The organism is Acinetobacter sp. S4397-1, from assembly GCF_024129285.1.
In the GTDB taxonomy this organism is placed as follows: domain Bacteria; phylum Pseudomonadota; class Gammaproteobacteria; order Pseudomonadales; family Moraxellaceae; genus Acinetobacter; species Acinetobacter lwoffii_C.
In genome coordinates, this window is record NZ_JAMXXZ010000036.1 from 1 (window position 1) to 19258 (window position 19258).

Annotated in this window: 20 protein-coding genes; 12 read left to right on the forward strand and 8 right to left on the reverse strand. The window is 39.5% G+C overall.

The features are described 5' to 3' along the window. The first annotated feature begins 208 nt into the window (after positions 1-208). The 6 genes from NI467_RS12865 (at position 209) to NI467_RS12890 (ending at position 5732) form a co-directional block, all read left to right on the forward strand. Positions 209-541, forward strand: coding sequence for a hypothetical protein (locus NI467_RS12865; protein ID WP_253153299.1), 333 nt, complete (start codon positions 209-211; stop codon positions 539-541). A 148-nt stretch (positions 542-689) separates the two neighbouring features. Continuing rightward, a complete protein-coding gene (argC, locus tag NI467_RS12870; protein WP_253153301.1) occupies positions 690-1739 on the forward strand; it encodes an N-acetyl-gamma-glutamyl-phosphate reductase in 1050 nt (349 codons plus the stop codon). Positions 1740-1816: 77 nt separating this feature from the next. Further along, entirely contained in the window at positions 1817-2566 is a 750-nt protein-coding gene (locus NI467_RS12875; RefSeq protein WP_253153303.1) for a DUF6776 family protein, read from the forward strand. A gap of 18 nt (positions 2567-2584) precedes the next feature. Further along, entirely contained in the window at positions 2585-2998 is a 414-nt protein-coding gene (gene clpS, locus NI467_RS12880) for an ATP-dependent Clp protease adapter ClpS (RefSeq protein WP_253153304.1), read from the forward strand. 9 nt (positions 2999-3007) lie between these two features. Beyond that, positions 3008-5284: an ATP-dependent Clp protease ATP-binding subunit ClpA gene (gene clpA / locus NI467_RS12885; RefSeq protein WP_253153306.1), complete on the forward strand. Its 2277-nt coding sequence runs from the start codon at positions 3008-3010 to the stop codon at positions 5282-5284. 94 nt (positions 5285-5378) lie between these two features. After that, positions 5379-5732, forward strand: coding sequence for a YnfA family protein (locus NI467_RS12890; protein WP_151204982.1), 354 nt, complete (start codon positions 5379-5381; stop codon positions 5730-5732). Between the two features lie 265 nt (positions 5733-5997). On the opposite strand, the gene NI467_RS12895 is transcribed toward NI467_RS12890, so the two are convergent. From NI467_RS12895 to NI467_RS12905, 3 genes are all read right to left on the reverse strand, one after another. Continuing rightward, complete coding sequence (locus NI467_RS12895) at positions 5998-6471, reverse strand: hypothetical protein (protein WP_253153307.1); 474 nt, start codon at positions 6469-6471, stop codon at positions 5998-6000. A 102-nt stretch (positions 6472-6573) separates the two neighbouring features. Then, the gene (argF, locus tag NI467_RS12900) at positions 6574-7494 is read right to left on the reverse strand and encodes an ornithine carbamoyltransferase (protein WP_253153309.1); all 921 of its coding nucleotides are present in this window, start codon (positions 7492-7494) and stop codon (positions 6574-6576) included. A 114-nt stretch (positions 7495-7608) separates the two neighbouring features. After that, positions 7609-8259: a TetR/AcrR family transcriptional regulator gene (locus NI467_RS12905; RefSeq protein ID WP_151206169.1), complete on the reverse strand. Its 651-nt coding sequence runs from the start codon at positions 8257-8259 to the stop codon at positions 7609-7611. A 342-nt stretch (positions 8260-8601) separates the two neighbouring features. On the opposite strand from NI467_RS12905, the gene prpB reads away from it, so the two are divergent. Together prpB and prpC are read left to right on the forward strand one after the other, a co-directional pair. Next, positions 8602-9486, forward strand: coding sequence for a methylisocitrate lyase (gene prpB, locus NI467_RS12910; RefSeq protein ID WP_253153311.1), 885 nt, complete (start codon positions 8602-8604; stop codon positions 9484-9486). 4 nt (positions 9487-9490) lie between these two features. Next, the gene (prpC, locus tag NI467_RS12915) at positions 9491-10630 is read left to right on the forward strand and encodes a 2-methylcitrate synthase (RefSeq protein WP_253153313.1); all 1140 of its coding nucleotides are present in this window, start codon (positions 9491-9493) and stop codon (positions 10628-10630) included. 69 nt (positions 10631-10699) lie between these two features. On the opposite strand, the gene NI467_RS12920 is transcribed toward prpC, so the two are convergent. Together NI467_RS12920 and NI467_RS12925 are read right to left on the reverse strand one after the other, a co-directional pair. Next, positions 10700-11314, reverse strand: coding sequence for an aminotransferase (locus NI467_RS12920; RefSeq protein ID WP_253153322.1), 615 nt, complete (start codon positions 11312-11314; stop codon positions 10700-10702). Positions 11315-11384: 70 nt separating this feature from the next. Beyond that, positions 11385-11858, reverse strand: a complete 474-nt coding sequence (locus tag NI467_RS12925; protein WP_253153324.1) for a CinA family protein — start codon at positions 11856-11858, stop codon at positions 11385-11387. Between the two features lie 248 nt (positions 11859-12106). Here NI467_RS12925 and NI467_RS12930 point away from each other — a divergent pair, with 248 nt between their 5' ends. Both NI467_RS12930 and NI467_RS12935 read left to right on the forward strand, forming a co-directional pair. Next, a complete protein-coding gene (locus NI467_RS12930) occupies positions 12107-12346 on the forward strand; it encodes a hypothetical protein (protein WP_151205471.1) in 240 nt (79 codons plus the stop codon). Between the two features lie 620 nt (positions 12347-12966). Beyond that, complete coding sequence (locus NI467_RS12935; protein WP_151205472.1) at positions 12967-13182, forward strand: hypothetical protein; 216 nt, start codon at positions 12967-12969, stop codon at positions 13180-13182. Between the two features lie 124 nt (positions 13183-13306). Here NI467_RS12935 and NI467_RS12940 read toward each other — a convergent pair whose 3' ends face one another. Beyond that, positions 13307-13648 (reverse strand): hypothetical protein, encoded by a 342-nt coding sequence (locus NI467_RS12940; RefSeq protein ID WP_253153329.1) that lies wholly within the window; start codon positions 13646-13648, stop codon positions 13307-13309. A 1763-nt stretch (positions 13649-15411) separates the two neighbouring features. On the opposite strand from NI467_RS12940, the gene NI467_RS12945 reads away from it, so the two are divergent. Continuing rightward, complete coding sequence (locus NI467_RS12945) at positions 15412-15870, forward strand: DUF2147 domain-containing protein (RefSeq protein ID WP_151206175.1); 459 nt, start codon at positions 15412-15414, stop codon at positions 15868-15870. A 91-nt stretch (positions 15871-15961) separates the two neighbouring features. Here NI467_RS12945 and NI467_RS12950 read toward each other — a convergent pair whose 3' ends face one another. After that, positions 15962-16177, reverse strand: coding sequence for a hypothetical protein (locus NI467_RS12950; RefSeq protein ID WP_253153331.1), 216 nt, complete (start codon positions 16175-16177; stop codon positions 15962-15964). 354 nt (positions 16178-16531) lie between these two features. On the opposite strand from NI467_RS12950, the gene NI467_RS12955 reads away from it, so the two are divergent. Further along, complete coding sequence (locus NI467_RS12955) at positions 16532-17107, forward strand: hypothetical protein (RefSeq protein WP_253153333.1); 576 nt, start codon at positions 16532-16534, stop codon at positions 17105-17107. Between the two features lie 944 nt (positions 17108-18051). On the opposite strand, the gene NI467_RS12960 is transcribed toward NI467_RS12955, so the two are convergent. Next, on the reverse strand, positions 18052-18999 hold the full coding sequence (locus NI467_RS12960) for a GGDEF domain-containing protein (RefSeq protein ID WP_253153335.1): 948 nt from the start codon (positions 18997-18999) through the stop codon (positions 18052-18054). Positions 19000-19258 lie beyond the last annotated feature (259 nt).

Below are 19258 nucleotides of genomic sequence, written 5' to 3' on the forward strand. Positions count from 1 at the left end.
GTGCGTGCCATTGAAAATGTAGAAATAAAAATAACTCAAAGGAGGATTTTAAGTATTTAAAACCAATTCTTCAAATGAGGACACGCCCTAATAGCCTAAGCAATTAAGACTTTATCATTTTCAGATTTTGGTTAAAATCGACACATAACTACTAGAATTTATTCACATGAATTGGAATCGGTTTAGCATCAGTCTCCTGGTTATATTAATGTCTTTGCCGGCATTATTTTTCTATATGCTTTTTATCTTGAATATGCTCTCTCCTGACAATCCGATTTCCTATCACTGGACCAGTTATTTAGTCCTCATCTCTAGTGTATTGGCCTGGATGATTCTCTTTATCATGGCTCTACTCTGGAGTTGGGAAAGAGTAATTCCTAAGTGGCTTGCGACGCTTGCCGTACTGCTTGCCATTATTGGCCTAACGCCGTTTACGGTTCAGGCTGATCCTATTGTGTTTTTGGCTATGCCAGGATTTTTCTTTGGGCTTTATCTGTGTTATCGCAGCTGGAAAAAGTTAAATACCAATGAGGGAAATTAAACCGGTATGTGCTTTCAAGACTTTTAAAATCTCAACCCGCTGAAAATTATAAAAAAGCATCAATCCTGAGTAAAATGGTTTAGAAAGCCACAACTTCCTGTCATACTATTACGCTATAAAGAAAACAGATATTTTTGAGGTAAAGATCGTGATTTCAGTGGGTATTGTAGGCGGTACGGGCTATACAGGCGTTGAACTTTTACGTCTATTGCTGCGACATCCAAATGTTCAAGTGAAAGCACTTACATCACGTACGGAAGCAGGCCGTCGTGTGGATGATATGTTCCCGAGCTTACGCGGTCATACCGATCTTGAATTTTCTGATTTAAGTCAGGATTTACTTAAATCATGTGATGTGGTGTTTTTCGCAACTCCTCATGGTGTTGCCATGCAGCATGCTGAAGCCCTGGTGGCCGAAAATACCAAAGTGATTGATCTGGCAGCAGATTTCCGTTTACAGAATCTTGCCCAGTTTGAAAAATGGTATGGTATGGAGCATGCATGTCCAGAACTGTTAAAAAATTCTGTATATGGCTTATCTGAGCTGAATCGTGAAGACATCAAACAAGCCAGTGTAATTGGAAATCCGGGTTGTTATCCAACGACTGTACAGCTTGGTCTGGCACCAGTTTTGCAAGCTAACGAAGTTTTGGTGAAGCCTGAGAGTATTATTATTGATGCGAAATCAGGTGTTTCTGGTGCAGGCCGTAAAGCCAGCCTGGGCATGATTTATTCTGAGAATTCAGATAACTTCAAGGCTTATGGAGTAGCAGGTCATCGTCATCACCCGGAAATTGTTGAAGCCCTAGAAAATATCTCAGGACAGCAGGGTGTATTTGATCAGATCCTGTTTGTTCCGCATCTTGTCCCGATGATCCGCGGTATGTTGTCGACTATTTATATCGACCTTACCGAAGCCGGCCAGGCTGCAGATTTGCAGGCATTATATGAACAGTACTATGCTGGCGAAAAATTTGTAGATGTGATGCCGGCCGGCAGTTCACCTGAAACCCGTTCAGTACGTGGCGCCAATGAATTACGGATTGCTTTATATAAGCCACAGCCGGCCAAGCTGGTGATACTGGTCGCTCAAGACAATCTGGTTAAGGGTGCAGCAGGTCAGGCAGTGCAGAACATGAACCTGATGTTTGGTTTTGCAGAAGATGCTGGCTTGAATAATATCGGCTTATTACCATAAAAAACGTATTAGAACTTCACACACATTTAGATTTAGATTTAAATGTGTGTTTTGAATAAATCGAATTAGAGATCAAAATGCCGAATACAGACTCAAACGCGACGATCCCTCAAGAGCCGGATGAAAAAAAACCTTTGATGAAAGGTAGCACGCCTCTGGTTGTTGGTGCAGTAGTATTGATGTTGGGCAGTGGCTTACTGGGCTATACGGTCGGACACCGTCAGGGTTTGACTGTGGTCGGATTTGATGCTGATGCTGAACAGTTGGTCGAAGTAGTACAAAAGCAGAAAGCCAGTCTGGAAAGCATGAATAAAAGTTTGAATACTGCGGTTCAGGAACGAGATCTGGCGGTCAGCAATACCAATGACCTCTATCTGGCCATGACCAAAGCCCAGGATGAACAGGCTCAGGCAGAAAGTCTGGGTACAATTTACCGGGAAATTTTACGTCAGCGTGGTGGTTTGGCCTTGACTGTCCAGCATGTTGGCATTAAGCCTTTGCCAGACAGTGCATTTGAATATCAGCTTGATCTGATTCAGGTCAGTCCAGGCAAAAATCGGGTATCCGGTTCCGTCGAAATGCGTCTGATCAAAGGCTCAGAAATTCTGGTCGTGCCGATGGAGGATAAGAGTTTCAATTTTGAAAACTATGAACGTCTTACTGGGCGCTGGACCATGCCCAAAGGCTTTAGACCAGAATTTATCGAAGTGCGCTTGACGGGTTCTAAACCGGTCACACGCCGTTTTAGCTGGGATCAAGGAAAAGCGGTAGAAAGTCCGTCTACTGTGTTGTCTGAAATTCCTAAGACCGAAGCAAATGCAAATTAAGTGTGAAATAGAAATCTTATGCCAAACAATAAACGTCAAATGTGTTTAAGTGATGTCAAAAATTCTTTTTATCAGTCTGGAATTGTTGATTGGCATATGAGTCCGCGTTTAAGCACTGAACCCGATCATGAGGGTGATTCAGATATTGCAGTACAGACTGCGCCTCCAGAATTAAAGCGTCCACCGATGTATGCAGTGGTATTGATGAATGACGATTATACCCCTATGGAGTTTGTAATTGAAATTTTACAACAATACTTTGCAATGAATCTTGACCAAGCAACTCAAGTGATGCTAACTGTACATTATGAAGGGAAAGGTATAGCTGGGGTCTATCCACGGGATATTGCGGAAACCAAAGCGAACCAAGTTAACAATTGCGCTCGATCTCAAGGTCATCCATTACTTTGCCAGATTGAGCCTAAAAACTAAGGGGGTTGCATGCTCAGTCGTCAATTAGAAGTATCACTACGTTTGGCTGTCAGCATGGCTCGTCAGAAGAGACATGAATTCCTGACAGTAGAGCATTTATTATTGGCTCTACTTGATAATGATTCAGCCGTTAATGCTCTTAAAGCATGTGGCGCGGACATTATCGTGCTGCGTAAAGAATTGGAAGATTACGTAGAACAACATACCCCTAAACTCGCTGAGAATAGCGATCAGGCACCTCATCCTACCGAAAGCTTTGACCGTATTTTGCAGCGTGCAATTTTCCATGTGCAATCCAGTGGTGGTGACCGGACGGTAGAAGGCGCAGATATTCTGGTGGCCATGTATTCTGAGCGGGATTCATTTGCTGTTTATTTGTTGAAACGTCACCAGATTAATCGTTTAACTTTGACTCAATATCTTTCGCACGGCACACGTAAGGATGATGTGCCGTCTGAAGAAGAAATTGAAGAGTTGGAAGGAGAGTCTGCATCTTCTGCGAATTCAGGACCGCTGGAACTCTATACCACCAATCTGAATGTAGAAGCCCAGCGTGGCAAAACAGACCCTTTAATTGGTCGTGAAAAAGAAATTGAACGTGCTGCACAGATTTTATGTCGCCGCCGTAAAAATAATCCATTATTGGTCGGTGACCCGGGCGTAGGTAAAACCTCGATTGCGGAGGGTCTGGCTTGGCTAATTGTGAACGGTAAAGCACCAAAACCGCTGGAAAATGCAGAGATATTCAGTCTGGATATTGGTGCTTTGGTCGCAGGAACCAAATATCGGGGTGATTTTGAAAAACGCCTGAAACAACTCCTCAATGCTTTAAAGAAAAAACCGGAAGCCATCCTGTTTATTGATGAAATTCATATGATTATTGGTGCAGGCTCGAGTATGGGGAGCACCATGGATGCCTCGAATCTGATCAAACCGGCACTGGCAAATGGTTCATTGCGTTGTATCGGTTCAACGACTTTTCAGGAATATCGTCAGGTTTTTGAAAAAGATCATGCCTTGTCGCGCCGTTTCCAGAAAATTGATGTGAATGAGCCTTCTATTTCAGAAACTATTGATATTTTGCGTGGTCTGAAATCGAAATTTGAAGATTTTCACCATGTTCAGTATGACGATCAGGCCTTGGTATCTGCAGTAGAACTGTCTGCCAAGTTTATCAATGACCGTTTCTTGCCAGATAAGGCGATTGATGTAATTGATGAGGCAGGTGCACAGCGCCGTCTGAAAGCTGAGCAGGACAATAGCCTGATTACGGTGGAAAATATTGAGGATATTATTTCCAAGATTGCCCGTATTCCGCCGAAAACAGTGTCTAAAGATGATAAGACTGTCCTTGAAAATCTGGAACGTGATCTGAAACGTGTGGTTTTTGGTCAGGATGAAGCCATTGAAGCGCTCGCTTCTGCTATTAAACTGTCACGTGCGGGCCTGAAATCTCCGGATAAGCCAGTCGGCAGCTTCGTTTTTGCAGGTCCTACAGGTGTAGGTAAGACTGAAGTCACTAAACAGCTGGCCAAGTTAATGGGTGTAGAGCTGGTCCGTTTTGATATGTCTGAATATATGGAACGTCATGCAGTATCTCGTCTGATCGGTGCACCTCCGGGCTATGTTGGCTTTGATCAGGGTGGGCTGCTCACTGATGCAATTCACAAGCATCCACATTGTGTGCTGCTTCTGGATGAAATTGAAAAGGCTCATCCAGATGTATTTAACCTGTTATTGCAGATCATGGATCATGGTTCACTAACAGATAATAATGGCCGCAAGTCGGACTTCCGGAATGTGGTTCTGGTGCTGACCACCAATATTGGCGCAGAAAGTATTTCCCGTGTCAGCATTGGTTTTATGGAGCAGGACAACAGCAATGACAACCAGGAAGCCATGAAGAAAGCCTTCTCACCTGAATTCCGTAACCGTCTGGACGGCGTGATTCAGTTTAAAGCTTTGGCAACTACAGTTATTGAAAATGTAGTTGATAAGTTCCTGACCGAACTTCAGGCACAACTGGATGAGAAGAAAGTCATTCTGGAGGTGGATCACAGTGCCCGTGAATGGATGGCTGAACACGGCTATGACCGTTTAATGGGTGCTCGTCCAATGCAGCGACTGATTCAAGAACATCTGAAGAAGCCGCTGGCAGAAATGATTCTGTTTGGTGAGCTGGCTGAAAACGGTGGCAATGTGGCCGTATCCGTGAAAAAAGAAGATGGTAAAGCAGTTGGCTTGAAACTTGAAGTGTTTGAAGATCAGACCGCTGAACCTGCCTAAGCTTGAAGAAAGAATTAAACCCGTGCAAGCACGGGTTTTTTTCATGCACTCATATTTTTCAATAAACTCAATCATACAGTTCAATAGTTAAATCATGGATATTCAAGTTACAAAGCTGTTCACCACGTTTTGCCTGTTTTTGGTCACGGCGCTTATGGAAATTTTGGGCTGTTATTTTCCTTACCTGATTCTAAATCAGGGGAGAAGCCACTGGTTATGGCTTCCTACCGCATTGGCGTTGGCTGCTTTTGTCTGGTTATTAACATTACACCCAGCCGCTTCCGGGCGTATCTATGCGGCCTATGGGGGTATCTATGTTTTTTCAGCTTTGATATGGTTGCGCTTTGTTGATCAGGTGAGTCTGTCTCGCTGGGATTTACTGGGTGGAATGGTCGTGATTTTAGGTGCGCTGATTATTATGTTGCAGCCCCAAGGTTTGGTTCGTTAAACAACCTTTTAAATAAGAATTGTATAAAACCTTTTGAACCTTTACTTGAAAAATAGTGCTATTTATTTTTTGAATAGTGGAGGCAGCATTTTCTGATGTTTTAAATCTTCAGATAGGGAGTAAACGGCATTATGCCAGAGCAGATAATCGGCGTTGAGGGCAAAGCTGATTCCATCTTGCAGTCTATTAAAAAGTAAGAGTGTCTGCATCATTCATGGCGTGATGCAGAGCAAGACTAAATCATTTTATGCAGCAGATGAGCAAATCATTTGATACCGCAATCTTTCTGTTTAAGTTCCAGGGTGTAGCGATTTTTTTCTGAACTGAGTTCAAGCTGTACGGTATACGGATTTAGTTTTTGATACTCATGCTCAAAGAAAATCGGGCAGCTTTGCACTAGATTTTTCATAATGAGCTTTTGCACTTCTTTACGACCTAAATCTGTCTCAAACTGAGCAAAGTCCGGGGTGGTGATCATGCCCTTCAGGCTGGTTTTATTTGCGGTGAGTTGCAATTGCTCAATAACCGTATTTTGATCAATCTGTAATGGTAGGGTTTTGGAGTCTTCAGCGCTCAGTACTGCCAGCAATTCATTCAGCTCTGCTTTTTTCTGAATTTTGAACTTACTGTTAAGAATGCCTTTATTTTGCAGATATTGATCAAATTCAGAAGCATTCGCTTGCATGAACAGACTGCTGAGTCCTGCAATAACTGCGAAAGCCCAATATTTTTTTTGCATTAGCTTGTATCACTTTTTATATCGTCCCAACCCTGATTATAAGAGCTGAGACAAAAAAAGCACCAGAGATTGGTGCTTAATTTGTGAAGATGAGGATACATCTTAGTCTTTTTTCAGGTTCTCATTTAATAAGAACTCTACCAGTGCTTTTTGTGCATGCAGGCGGTTTTCGGCTTCATCCCACACCACAGCATTTTTATGCTCAAGCAGATTTTCAGAAATCTCTTCACCGCGATGTGCAGGCAAGCAGTGCATAAACAAACAGTCCGGATGAGCAAGATCCATAAGGCGCTCATTCACCTGATAATCAGCAAAGGCTTTTTCACGAATTTTCTGTTCTTCTTCCTGGCCCATGCTGGCCCAAACATCAGTGACAATCAGATCTGCATTGACCGCCGCATCTTCAGCTGTATCTACCAGCTCGACACAATGGGCAAATTCAGACAGGAATTTCTCTTGTGGTTCATAACCTTTAGGCGCGGCGACTTTCAGTTTAAAGCCCCACATATGCGCCGCTTCGATATAAGAGTTGCACATATTATTGCCATCACCAATCCAGGCCACAGTTTTACCTTCAATTGAGCCACGATGCTCAAGATAGGTCTGCATGTCAGCCAGTAGCTGGCAGGGATGATGATCGTCGGTCAGCGCATTAATGACTGGAACTTTTGAATAAGAAGCAAAGCGCTCAACGATGTCATGACCAAAAGTACGGATCATTACGATATCCAGCATGCTGGAAATAACGCGTGCTGAGTCTTCAATAGGTTCACCACGACCTAACTGGGTATCACGTGATGACAGAAAAATAGCACTACCGCCAAACTGGCTCATGCCCGCTTCAAACGAAACGCGCGTACGGGTACTGGATTTCTCAAAAATCATGCCCATGACTTTGCCAACAAAGGGTTGGAAAACTTCATCATTATGCTGTTTGCGCTTGAGCTCAATAGCGCGTTGCAATATTTGGTTGAGTTCTAAAGTCGATAAATCGCGTAAAGTGAGAAAGTGACGGAGAGCCATTGGTTACTCCACAATAATTGCTGAAAATCCGATCAACAATTAGTTGTTGGTTAGTGAGTTAAGAAAAATACGGAATCGGCTAATATACTATATGAGATGGAAAATGCAAAAAAACTAGACTTTTTGATGACCTTCTAAAAAGCGGTCTACGCAGTAATGAATATACTTGGTAATTTCTTCATCACTCTCTTCTTCCTGAATTCCCATTAGAATACGCCATTCCAGATTGCGTAAAATACCAAAATATAACTGAGCCGAATACATTGGATTTTCACAACGTAGTACGCCTTTGGCATCTGCCTGTTCTAGTGCATTGGCAATTGAAGTCTGAACATGTACAGGTCCGCGTTGATGAATATGTAAAGCCAGATCTGGATTACGCTGACTCTGTTCAAAGACCAGACGCATAAATGCCGAATTTTCAGGCGTCATAATTTGATGATAAAAATTTAACAGAGTTTCTACCAAATAACGACGAAAATCCAAGGCCATCAATTCAATAGGAATGCTGATTTGTTCAAAAAACTTTTCACGGCGATAGTCACAGATCGCTTTAAATAGCCCTTCTTTATTGCCAAAATATTTATAAATAGAGGCCTTGGAACCACCAGCATGCTGAACAATATCATCCAGTGAGACTGCATCATAACTATGCTCCAGAAAAAGCTCGGTTGCACTGACAAGCAACGCAATGCAACGATCATGGCCGCGTTTGGTTTGCGGCAGATCTTTGGCGAGGGGTTCCAGATGAGCAAGGTCTTGCATATTGGTTAAAAATTAATCAATTGAATGAAGTAGATATTGAGATTATAACAAATATATGTACAGCGTGCTGTGTTGAAGTGTATTTGGCTAGGGTGCTGGATATATTAAGAGATGCTCCTATTAAAGAGGAAGTAATGCTCATTTTATTTAATTTTTAGATGAACATTATTCTTAACAGCATGCTCTATTAAGAATAATGGCAATCACGAAAAACAGGTCGGCAATAAAAACCTATTATTTGACTAAAGTTTTAGAGTATTTGTTCTAGAATGGAATGGTGTACACCAATCAAATTGGTATACTCAAATTTCAATAATTATAGCCAGAACTGTGGAAGGGAAGATGACAGAACAAATGTCTGCAGGTTTAAAGTTTAGACAAGCACTTGAAGTCGAAAAACCATTACAAATTATGGGTACCGTAAATGCCTATGCTGCCATGATGGCCAACCAGGTCGGTTATAAAGCCATTTATCTCTCTGGTGCTGGTGTAGCAAACTATTCTTATGGCTTACCAGATCTTGGAATGACCAGTCTAGATAATGTTCTGGAAGATGTACGCCGCATTACTGAGCGTGTCGATACGCCACTTTTGGTTGATATTGATACAGGCTGGGGCGGTGCATTCAATATTTCACGTAGCATTAAACAGATGATTGCGGCTGGTGCAGCGGCGGTCCATATTGAAGATCAGGTGGCACAAAAGCGGTGCGGCCACCGTCCGAATAAGGAAATTGTGAGTCAGCAGGAAATGGTGGACCGGATTAAAGCAGCAGCGGATGCCAAAACCGATTCCAATTTTGTGGTGATGGCACGTACCGATGCGCTACAAAAAGAAGGTCTGCAGGCTGTTATTGACCGCGCTTGTGCCTGTGTTGAAGCGGGCGCAGATGCAATTTTTGCCGAAGCCATGACGGACATCACCATGTACCGTACCGTTTGTGATGCTGTAGGGGTGCCGGTACTGGCCAATATTACCGAATTTGGCGATACGCCATATTATACGACGGAAGAGCTGGCCGAGCAGGGCATACGTATGGTCTTGTATCCACTTTCTGCAACGCGCGCCATGCAAAAAGCAGCACTTGAGGTGATGCGCTCCGTTCGTGAACATGGTACACAGGTACATGTTTTAGATCAGATGCAACAACGAAAAGAGCTTTACGAATTTTTAGACTATCACAGCTTTGAAAACACATTAGATAAACTGTTTAAACAGGAGAATTAAAACAATGGCTGAAGGAAAAGTACTTACTGGCGCAGGATTGCGCGGACAAGTGGCAGGGAAAACCTCACTTTCAACCGTCGGTAAAAGCGGTGCAGGTCTGACCTATCGCGGCTATGACGTGCAGGATCTGGCGGAAAACTGTCAGTTTGAAGAAGTAGCTTATTTAATATTCTTTGGTGAATTGCCAGATTCAGAACAATTAGCAGCCTATAAAGCAAAATTAAAATCTTTACGTGCCTTGCCGCAAGCCCTAAAAGAAGTGCTTGAGCGTATTCCTGCGGATTCACATCCTATGGATGTCATGCGTACAGGGGTTTCCATGCTAGGTAACCTGGAAACTGAACAGTCCTTCGAACAGCAGCAGGATGTCGCAGATCGTATCCTGGCCACCTTACCTGCGATCATCTGCTACTGGTATCGTTATAGCCACGATGGTGTGCATATTGAAGAAAATACCGATGATGATTCTATCGGCGCACAATTCCTGCATCTGTTGCATGGTGAAAAATCCAATGAGTTGCATGAGCAGGTTATGAACGTGTCTCTCATTTTATATGCAGAGCATGAATTTAATGCTTCAACCTTTACGGCTCGTGTCTGTGCCTCTACTCTGTCTGATATGCATTCCTGTATCACTGGAGCGATTGGTTCCCTGCGTGGGCCTTTGCATGGTGGTGCCAATGAAGCAGCAATGGACATGATTGAAAACTGGCAGTCTCCAGAAGAAGCTGAACGCGAAATGCTGGGCATGCTGGAACGTAAAGAAAAAATCATGGGTTTCGGACATGCAATTTACAAAGACTCTGATCCGCGTAATGCCATTATTAAAGTCTGGTCTGAGCGTCTGGCCAAAGATGTGGGTGATACCGTATTGTATCCGGTTTCTGTACGTTGTGAAGAAGTGATGTGGCGTGAGAAAAAACTGTTCTGTAATGCTGATTTCTTTCATGCTTCGGCATACCACTTTATGCGGATTCCAACCAAGCTGTTCACCCCGATTTTCGTCATGTCACGTATAACTGGCTGGGCAGCGCATGTAATGGAACAGCGTGCGGATAATCGTATTATCCGTCCAAGCGCAGATTATACCGGTCCAGAGCTGCGAAAAGTCATTCCTATTGCAGAGCGTAGTTCAGCAGCCTGATCTGAATAATGAGTTGCTGATTAAAAAAATAAAGCCTCATGAGAGGCTTTATTTTTATTAAATTCAAGCTTAACGGCTTAACAGTACCGGGTCTTCAATGGTATAACCGGTTTCAAAAGGAATACCCAAATATTTGATTGTCACCAGTGTTTTATTCTGTTTAGGAACTTTATAGGCCTGGCTGATTTTTAAACCTTGCTGATAACTGACCGCTTGATGAGTCGGACTTTTTTGTGAGCCAGATTTTACTTGATATTGGTAGGTCCATTTTGGCACTTTCTCTTGTGGATCATACCAGGCAGGCGCATAGCCTTTGCTGGTTTTTAATAATTCAAGTCGAATATTCTGTTTTTTTACCGGAATGACTGGAATTAAACGCTTCTTGATTTTGGCAATTTCCTGATCAAATTTTTGACTACTTTGATCATAATCAATACGTTTGGTCTTCGGATTAATATACAGGGAATTCACCATCACCAGCTGGTTTGGCTGCTTGGATTTAAAATTATAATAATACAGTTGCGGTAAACGGCCTCGGCCATCCAGATAATGGCGCATCAGGTAGAGCTTTTGATCTTTAACCTCATACCCTAAGACTTCAATATTCTGAGGTCCGCCCACTGTGGCAAACGCCGCACAAGGCAAACCAACCAGTAAAACCGAAATGATAGCTTTTATTTTCATTGCTCATCAAACCTTATTATAGTGGGGATAAGCTTAATTTATCTTAAAATAGGGTAGAAATAATGAAGTCTTACTGATTGAGCAGATTAATCATATCGTGTGCCAAAACTGCTACTAATTTGTTTAAACGCTGCTGAGGGGTACCTTTCAAATAGTAGTGTAACTTATGAACCTGAGCTCCATCATCAATCGCGATAAAAAACGTGCCTTCCGGTTTTTCTGGTGTAGCACTGCCTCCAGGCTTAAGCAGGCCAGTACAGGCAATCACCCAGTCTGCATTCTGAAACATTTTTTTGCCTGCCTGAGCCAATGCAACAGTGACAGGCATAGATTCTGCGGTGTAACTATTGATTAGATCCTGTGATAGACCCAGTACCGAGACTTTGACACCGACGTCATAGCAGACCAAACCGCCCAGTAAAGTTTCGGCACCTTCTCCTTTACAGATGGAGAATTGACTGGTCAGATACCCAGAACTCGCACTTTCAATGAAGGCGATCTTGATCTCTTTTTCTTCAAGTAATTCACAACATGTTTTAAGCATAGTGCACATTTTGATAAGAGATAGCTTAAGTTTAATTTAGACCGGTTCTGGCTGGGTATCAACTCTGAATAGGGCTTTAATTTTGATATAAGGTAAAAATAAATTGCAAATTTATAAATTTGTAGTTTAAAAGAAGAGCTAGGGGCTGACTGTTTAAAGCTTGGGCAATCTCTGCAATTAATAGTTTCTTCCTCATAGGAATAATGGTAAAACAAAAATAAAGAGCTGAGTAAAAGTAGGTGGTAAGAATGAAAACTACAGTAAAATATGTCGTATTAAAAAGTCTGGACTATCAATTGGGTACACCTTTATTTCAGGAAGAAATTGATGCGGATGGCCAATATTTTGATCAAATTCCCCCTACTATTTCTTATCAAAATCTGAATTTTAAAGTAACCAGTAAAGAGTTAAAGCGTCTGTATCTCGCTGAAGAGCAGGAAGAATCACAAACGATTATTGTAAAAGTGATTGCTCAATACGATAAATAACTGCAACATCCATCAGGTCTTTTAGGTATTTATAGAAGGCCTGATTTTTTTTATAAATATTATTGCCTTATTTATATTTGAAAATAAAAATCTAAAGCTATTTCTATTTTATAGATATATATTTCTGTTATTTGGAAAATCTATCTTTTTAAATTTTTACTTTATAGAGTGTGTTTTAATGTAAGTGTGAGATTTAAATAAATTGCATAAAATAGACATATTTTTTTCTTTCAGGCTTTATAAAAATAGTATAGATGAATTTCATTATTTTTTTAAGTATTTGAAATTAAATATTTTATATAAAATGGATATTCTTTTTGTTTCAGTATCTAAACCTAAATTATTTTCTTCTTTACAAGAAGCCCTTATTAAGTTTTTGTTTTTTATAAAGGAATAAAAAATTTGGCTTAATATTTTTTATTATGTATTTTTTGCATTATAAAAAGTAATCTTTGTTTCTTTATAAATTAAATTTCAATTACTTAAATTACTATTTTTTACATTGAATTAATATGTAACAGCTTACGGGTTGGCGAAGTTTAAAAACTGAGTAGAGTAGAGGGCAAGTCGAAAATATATATATCGGCTTTTGATTAAAGCGAAACCTAAGGAGAATACCCATGACTAATCAACAGAACCAGCAAGATCAACAGAATCAACAAAACCAGCAACAGCAACAACAAGACCAGCAAAACCAGCAAGGTCAAAGAAACAACCAACAAAACCCTAATCAGCAGCAACAGAACCAAAAACAGCAAAATCCTAATCAGCAGCAACAACAACAGCCGCAACGTAATCAGCAAGAACAACAGAATCAGCGTAATCAAAATCAATAACATTGGTGCGATCAATAAGATCAGCAGAATCTGCAGCACTAATGTGATTTAGGTTATCCTTTTTCAAAATAAAGACCGCCTTTTCAGGCGGTTTTTATTTGGACTTTATTTGTTCATTTTTTTATTAACACTGAATGTTGGCTTTAATCTTATAAAAATTCAGGGCATTATCTAAGTCCTTCAGCAAGCCCGGTTCAGTATATTCTTTAGGTGCAAGTTTAAGCAGTGATGGCATATAATAAGTTTTATATTCTTTAGGATAATCTTCACAAAGGATACGGGTGCGCTCTTCAATGCTCAGTATAGAAGAATCCAATTGATCCAGATAGGCACTTAAACGATTATCTGATTGTTCAAACTGTGCTTTAATGGTGGGGTCTGGTTCAGAAGATACATCTGCCTGCTGTTTCTGACAGCCAGTTAAGGTGAGTACTAAGAAGGTGCTCAAACATATAGGTAGTTTCATATTATTCAGATTCTGTTATTCGTCCTGAGAAAAGTATAGAGAGAAATATACAAATACACACTGATCTTTAAGTTACAAGCCGTCTGAATGAAGAGTTTAGTAATAAAAAATGATCTATAGTCGCATCCATATTTTTTTAAAAGTCGCTACTATCTTAAGATTATCGAGAAAATTTAATAAAACAACTATAGATCAAAATTTTAATAATATTCCTCAGTAGAAAATCATACATTTTTATTGTTTGAATTACGTGTTATCAAAGAATCATTTTCTGAAATTGCAGCCTTCACATAAGTTTTCATAGGCAACATAAAAACTGACAATCCCTGCAAGAGTGAAACATGAATAGATGCTATTTATATAGCTGTTTTAGTGAAAATATAGGACAGAGCAATGATAAAGTGTATTTGTGCATTTGGTATAGGCGTAATGGTGGGTTGCTGCTATAAGTCTTGTAAGAGCAAAATGTGTCAGATGAAGGATAAAGATCACTCAACAAAAAATCAGGATGAGGAGCCTGTACGTACCTAATTACCCTATGCTTGAGGATTAATCTGAGGCAGGTGGCAAGTTTAGTAAGACTTTTTCTAGAATAATTGAATATCGAGTACTATCTTTCACTCATAAAAGCTCTGCTCATGATCAAGCTTTTAAAGTTAGGAGAAATACATGTTCCAATTTATATGCTGTTTATTGGGTCTACATGGCGCGACTGAAATCAAGTATATGGATGATGAGGACGTTAAAGAAGAGAGTGCTGATTTAAAAGAAACGATATAAGTGTCTTTCACTTTCAAAGTGTCGAAAACAAGACAGTAACCCCATTTTCGAACTAAATGGGGTTTTACTTTAAGTCAATTTAATAGACTTAAGTATTTAGGATAAACTTTCTCCATTTATATAAAAAAACCACATAATACGGGGAATATTTAAACTAATTTATTATTAAAGGTCAATGTCTTTGGTGGCTTTAATTAAGTAGAGTGTTTGTAAGTTTCAGGATAATGAAAAGATCAAAGAAAGAAATCTTTTCTCCGGTATCACAATTGAGTCAAAAGTTACTTAAATAAAAAGATTTAATAGCTTTAATACCACTCTACGAGTTTGCCAATATACAGTTCCTTATCTCAAGTATTCAGGTTTGTCATTAAAAGAAGTCTGGTTTTAGTTTAATGATTTATCTATATATCTTTATATTTTTCAATTTTTTAATTGGTTTCTGAGAGTCGATAAAGCTTGCTTAAACTTAAAAAAGAAAGCTAAATTTTAAAATTAAAGTATGTTTTATTTTGTTGCAAAGAATTATGAAAGTGTAATATTTTGTTATTTAGAATATTATTTAAGCGCTGTATAAAGGAGGTACAGCCTTAAATAAGGGTAGATCAAATGACAAAAACAGAAATAGCTATATCTATATTCGTTGTATTGCTTATCACCCTGATGGTTTATTCCTTGGGACAAACGTTTAATTATTAAACGGATTTCGACTCACTAAGGTAACCGTATAAAAGTGTGCCCAGTGACTAAGGGGGTACACTAGTTTAGTGTTTTTTGGGATAATTATTTTAGAGTGGTTCTATTGAACCGATTTAAACGATGTTTATTCTGGCAGATATGGCCTCGTCAAACTATTCGTTTTTTTACATGTATTGGATATATATAATTTTAGTGAAATTTCTGTCTATATTAAAAAAATAGGGGGTATAATTTCCCGCACTCGGCACCTCTCTGTGCTTTTTAACTTAATTGTAAAATGTCTCTATATGAAGTTTAAATTTATTGGTGCTGTTGCACTCCTGCTTGGAATGATTAACCCCTTAGCTGCCATGCCTTTTGATCCATTAATTGGCACATGGAAGGTCATCGATGACCGTACTGGATATTATATTTCAGATATTGTAATCCGCAAGGATTCTAAAACAGAACAGTATAGTGCCGTTGTGACCAAAAACTACCCATTGCCAGGTGCTCCAATGAGTGAAGTGTGTACCAAATGCGTGGGCGTACTAAAAAATCAGCCATTTTTTGGAATGGAAACATTAAGAGGACTGGTTGCTAATGGTAAAGATCAGCAATTCAGTAAAGGAGTGTGGATCAATACGCAGGATGGGAAAACCTACCATATTGATGCTCAATTAAATGAATCAAGAGATTTGCTCAAAGTTCAAGGCAAAGCCAAGGGAAGCAATACGATGAGCAATATGACGTGGAAGAAGCTCTGATAGAGCTTGTACCCTTATGAGCGCATGTATTGATTCCAGGCTTTAAAAAACCAACCTACCAATGCGGTGGGTTTGTTCAAGAATTTGATAACTATTCTTTAAACTCTTGGATAGGGATAGGTCGGTCTTTCACAAACCCTACAAGGCCTTCTCCACTTTTAAAGTGAATAGAAACACCTTCGTCATCAGGCATCAATACACCGTTCGCAGCAGACGCTCTTTTCAACATGACCGTTCTATTTGAGTTGTCCGTCAGCAGCGCAGTTTCAAAATTATCTGACGATTTAAACTTAAGGATTAAATCCATTGGACTGCTGAGGGTGAGTCATGAATCTGTGCGGGAGTGAGGATGGAAATGCTGGGTACGCTACTCTCTACAGGACTGATCATTTCTTTAGGATAGGAATTACAGCCCAGTAAGTATGAAAGCAATAAGAGAAATACCACTGATATATTGCATAAAATTTCTCTTTAACCCTTAGTCACAGATATAAAGATAGTACTTCGTTAAATGGACCAGTGATGGTTTCTTTGCATTTGCATGACAGAAAAGAAAAACCACTATTGAGATGAAGGGTTTTGAAATCATACTTCTTTCTTACTTGAATAGATGGTCAAAAAATATAGAATGAATAGGGTAGCAATTTTTTAGAGATTTAAATTGAAAAGATTTGCAAAAAAAATAATGGCAGCATTAATGCTGACTGGTATGAGTAGTGTGGCGATGGCTGATTCCGATGCAGTAGCCAAGTACCAAGTTTTAAATGTAACGCAAAAGTATGCGGAATCCACTTCATGCGGGCATTCTTTTGAAAGAGGTAAAGCGGCTAAATTAACATCGATTAAAGATATTTATCCAATTTACTCAGACGAAAAGACTGGTATTGCAGAGTACTATATCTTTTGGAGTGGCGATAAAGGCTGTAAAGGCGGAAACGGCAGCAGTTCTTTCCATATGTCTGAAGTCAGCAAGCTTTCCAAGTCACGACCATTTGTGGTTCAGAATGACAAAGCTTTTGGCGACAATGTTGACATTAACTTTAGATTTATCAGTAATGTAAAGCAGATCAATAGCAAGCATTTTGAGATTGTTTCTCGGGATTATGCTGATGCTACTTATGGCGGCAAGGACGGAGGAAATAACCTGCCAGCCAATACGTTTAAATATACGGTTCAAAAAATTGCCGGTAAAGGTTGGAAAGTCACTGACAAAGTGCTTTTAGAGCAGCGTAAATAAGCAATAAAAAGCCCATGAATCATGGGCTTTTTAACAGCTTAAACTTATGTAGAAATAAAAAACCTAAAAGCTGGCTTCAGGCGATTAAATACTGTCTATATTATTGAAACATCATAGATTTATGAAATTACATGAATGTTTCAATATACTTGATATAAACATATAGGTTATTTCTTTTGATTATAAAAAATAACCAGCAATACCAGGATAATAACCAGAATTACTGCAATGACCACCCTTTCCATGATGATTACCTATAATCTACATGACTTTTTATTCTAGCATTGAATATTTCTTTTCTCTGTAGTCATTCAAGGCTTGTTTAGATTAGAAAGGAAGCCGTCTCTCATCCAGTTTTAGCAGCTGATTTAAGTGGGTAGATATAATGGGTTCTTTATCTTTAGTAGGGTAATTCGTATAGAATTTTAATTTTTGATGGTAACCGCTTTCTGGAAAATAATATAAAGCTTCAAGAGCGATGAAATGATAAAAACCATCAGTTTGTGTACGGTTGAGCTGCAATGATAGCATTACGTACAAAAGCACAAATGATTCTCGCCCAGACTGCCAATGGGGAATATAAGAGGCCTAGAAAAGGCAAGGCGATTGAGAAGGTATGAGATCTTAGTGCAGGGCAGGCATTAGATATTTATATTAAACCTAAAACCATTTGCCAGTATAAAATACTTTGACCTTTATTTACCTTAGTTCAATTCGAAACCTATTTGAAATGACTAAAAATAGGGTATTGGGTAAGTTCCTAACTGTATCGGAGATCAGCAAAAAGCTTCACCTGCATAAGGACATCATTCACAAATACTACTCTTCATCAGATATGTTGCGACCATTGATAATAATTAAAAGCTTTCATACTTTCTCCACCCGGTCCAAGTACCACTTTGGTTGCAGCTTTTTAAAAGCTCAAGCCGCGTAAGGCGGTTTTTTTAACCCATTCTATTTGATTTGATTAAGATTTTGTCTTGATACATCTTTTCATCAGCCTCTAAAACAGCTGCTGATAATCCAGATTGGGGATTTCGCATTGCCAAACCAATTGCGGCACTAATACCAGCTTGTACCAACGCATGCTGAATTCTTAATACCAGCTTCTCAGCATTCTCTAAATCGGTTTCTATACTCAGTACTGCAAACTCATCACCACCTAAGCGAGCAACAATATCATTACTGCGTATATTATCTTTTAAGGTTAAAGCCATTCTTTGAATGAGTTCATCACCTGCCGCATGTCCTAAAGAATCATTTGTAATTTTGAGGTCATTAAGATCAATCATTAATATAGCAGTAGGATGGCCATATTGTTTGCAGCGCTCTTCTTCTAATTCAAGCAGTTTGTCCCATGCACGACGGTTAAACAGACCAGTAAGTGAATCACTAAGGGCCTCAGCTTCAAAATGTTCAGCTTTACGTATTTGTTGTGTCTCTCTTAATTCAGTTTGTAAGATATAACTCAGCATCTGTGCTAATAGTTCAAAAATCGCTGCCTCTTCAATAAGCATTTCTGACTTGGGTTGTGGATCAATAGCACAAAGTGTGCCAAAAAGTGAACCATCTTCTTTTACAAGCGGCTGGCCTACATATGCTTGTATATCTACCAGCTTGTTTATTGCGGCCTGCCGGTATAGTGGAATAGCAGGTGAGTAGGGGGCAATGCGGGGAGCTTTGCCCTGTACCATTTGGGAGCAAAAGGAATCGGCCCAACGAAACACTTGCCCAGGTTTAATGCCATAGCCATTATCTTCACTTTGCAGAACGATCCAGTCATCACCTTCAGTGCGGGTGATCATCCATAAATTGAAGCCAAAGCGAGTGTGCAGGTATTTTAAAACCGTTTGACCTGCTTCCTCAAAGCTTTTAAAACCAGCATGATTTATCATAAAGATTCACTATATCTAGGAAGTAATTTCAAATACTTGAATATAATTGTATATAGAAATCATGAATAAAAATACAGCTTTAAAAGTCTAAAGAAAAAAAGTATTCATAGCAGATCAGACAACATAAAATGAACAACACTCAAGGAGTAGACCCTATAGCATTATTTCTAGGGCGTGTCCTCATTTGAAGAATTGGTTTTAAATACTTAAAATCCTCCTTTGAGTTATTTTTATTTCTACATTTTCAATGGCACGC

What these genes read in the sequence shown, in the direction of transcription:
- clpS (WP_253153304.1), top strand. Translation starts at nt 2,585, where the DNA reads ATGCCAAACAATAAACGTCAAATGTGTTTAAGTGATGTCAAAAATTCT.
- NI467_RS12920 (WP_253153322.1), bottom strand. Translation starts at nt 11,314, where the DNA reads ATGAAAATAAAAGCTATCATTTCGGTTTTACTGGTTGGTTTGCCTTGT.
- NI467_RS12930 (WP_151205471.1), top strand. Translation starts at nt 12,107, where the DNA reads ATGAAAACTACAGTAAAATATGTCGTATTAAAAAGTCTGGACTATCAA.
- NI467_RS12875 (WP_253153303.1), top strand. Translation starts at nt 1,817, where the DNA reads ATGCCGAATACAGACTCAAACGCGACGATCCCTCAAGAGCCGGATGAA.
- NI467_RS12895 (WP_253153307.1), bottom strand. Translation starts at nt 6,471, where the DNA reads ATGCAAAAAAAATATTGGGCTTTCGCAGTTATTGCAGGACTCAGCAGT.
- NI467_RS12950 (WP_253153331.1), bottom strand. Translation starts at nt 16,177, where the DNA reads ATGGATTTAATCCTTAAGTTTAAATCGTCAGATAATTTTGAAACTGCG.
- NI467_RS12865 (WP_253153299.1), top strand. Translation starts at nt 209, where the DNA reads ATGTCTTTGCCGGCATTATTTTTCTATATGCTTTTTATCTTGAATATG.
- NI467_RS12945 (WP_151206175.1), top strand. Translation starts at nt 15,412, where the DNA reads ATGAAGTTTAAATTTATTGGTGCTGTTGCACTCCTGCTTGGAATGATT.
- argF (WP_253153309.1), bottom strand. Translation starts at nt 7,494, where the DNA reads ATGGCTCTCCGTCACTTTCTCACTTTACGCGATTTATCGACTTTAGAA.
- NI467_RS12890 (WP_151204982.1), top strand. Translation starts at nt 5,379, where the DNA reads ATGGATATTCAAGTTACAAAGCTGTTCACCACGTTTTGCCTGTTTTTG.
- prpC (WP_253153313.1), top strand. Translation starts at nt 9,491, where the DNA reads ATGGCTGAAGGAAAAGTACTTACTGGCGCAGGATTGCGCGGACAAGTG.
- NI467_RS12905 (WP_151206169.1), bottom strand. Translation starts at nt 8,259, where the DNA reads ATGCAAGACCTTGCTCATCTGGAACCCCTCGCCAAAGATCTGCCGCAA.
- prpB (WP_253153311.1), top strand. Translation starts at nt 8,602, where the DNA reads ATGACAGAACAAATGTCTGCAGGTTTAAAGTTTAGACAAGCACTTGAA.
- NI467_RS12925 (WP_253153324.1), bottom strand. Translation starts at nt 11,858, where the DNA reads ATGCTTAAAACATGTTGTGAATTACTTGAAGAAAAAGAGATCAAGATC.
- clpA (WP_253153306.1), top strand. Translation starts at nt 3,008, where the DNA reads ATGCTCAGTCGTCAATTAGAAGTATCACTACGTTTGGCTGTCAGCATG.
- NI467_RS12940 (WP_253153329.1), bottom strand. Translation starts at nt 13,648, where the DNA reads ATGAAACTACCTATATGTTTGAGCACCTTCTTAGTACTCACCTTAACT.
- NI467_RS12935 (WP_151205472.1), top strand. Translation starts at nt 12,967, where the DNA reads ATGACTAATCAACAGAACCAGCAAGATCAACAGAATCAACAAAACCAG.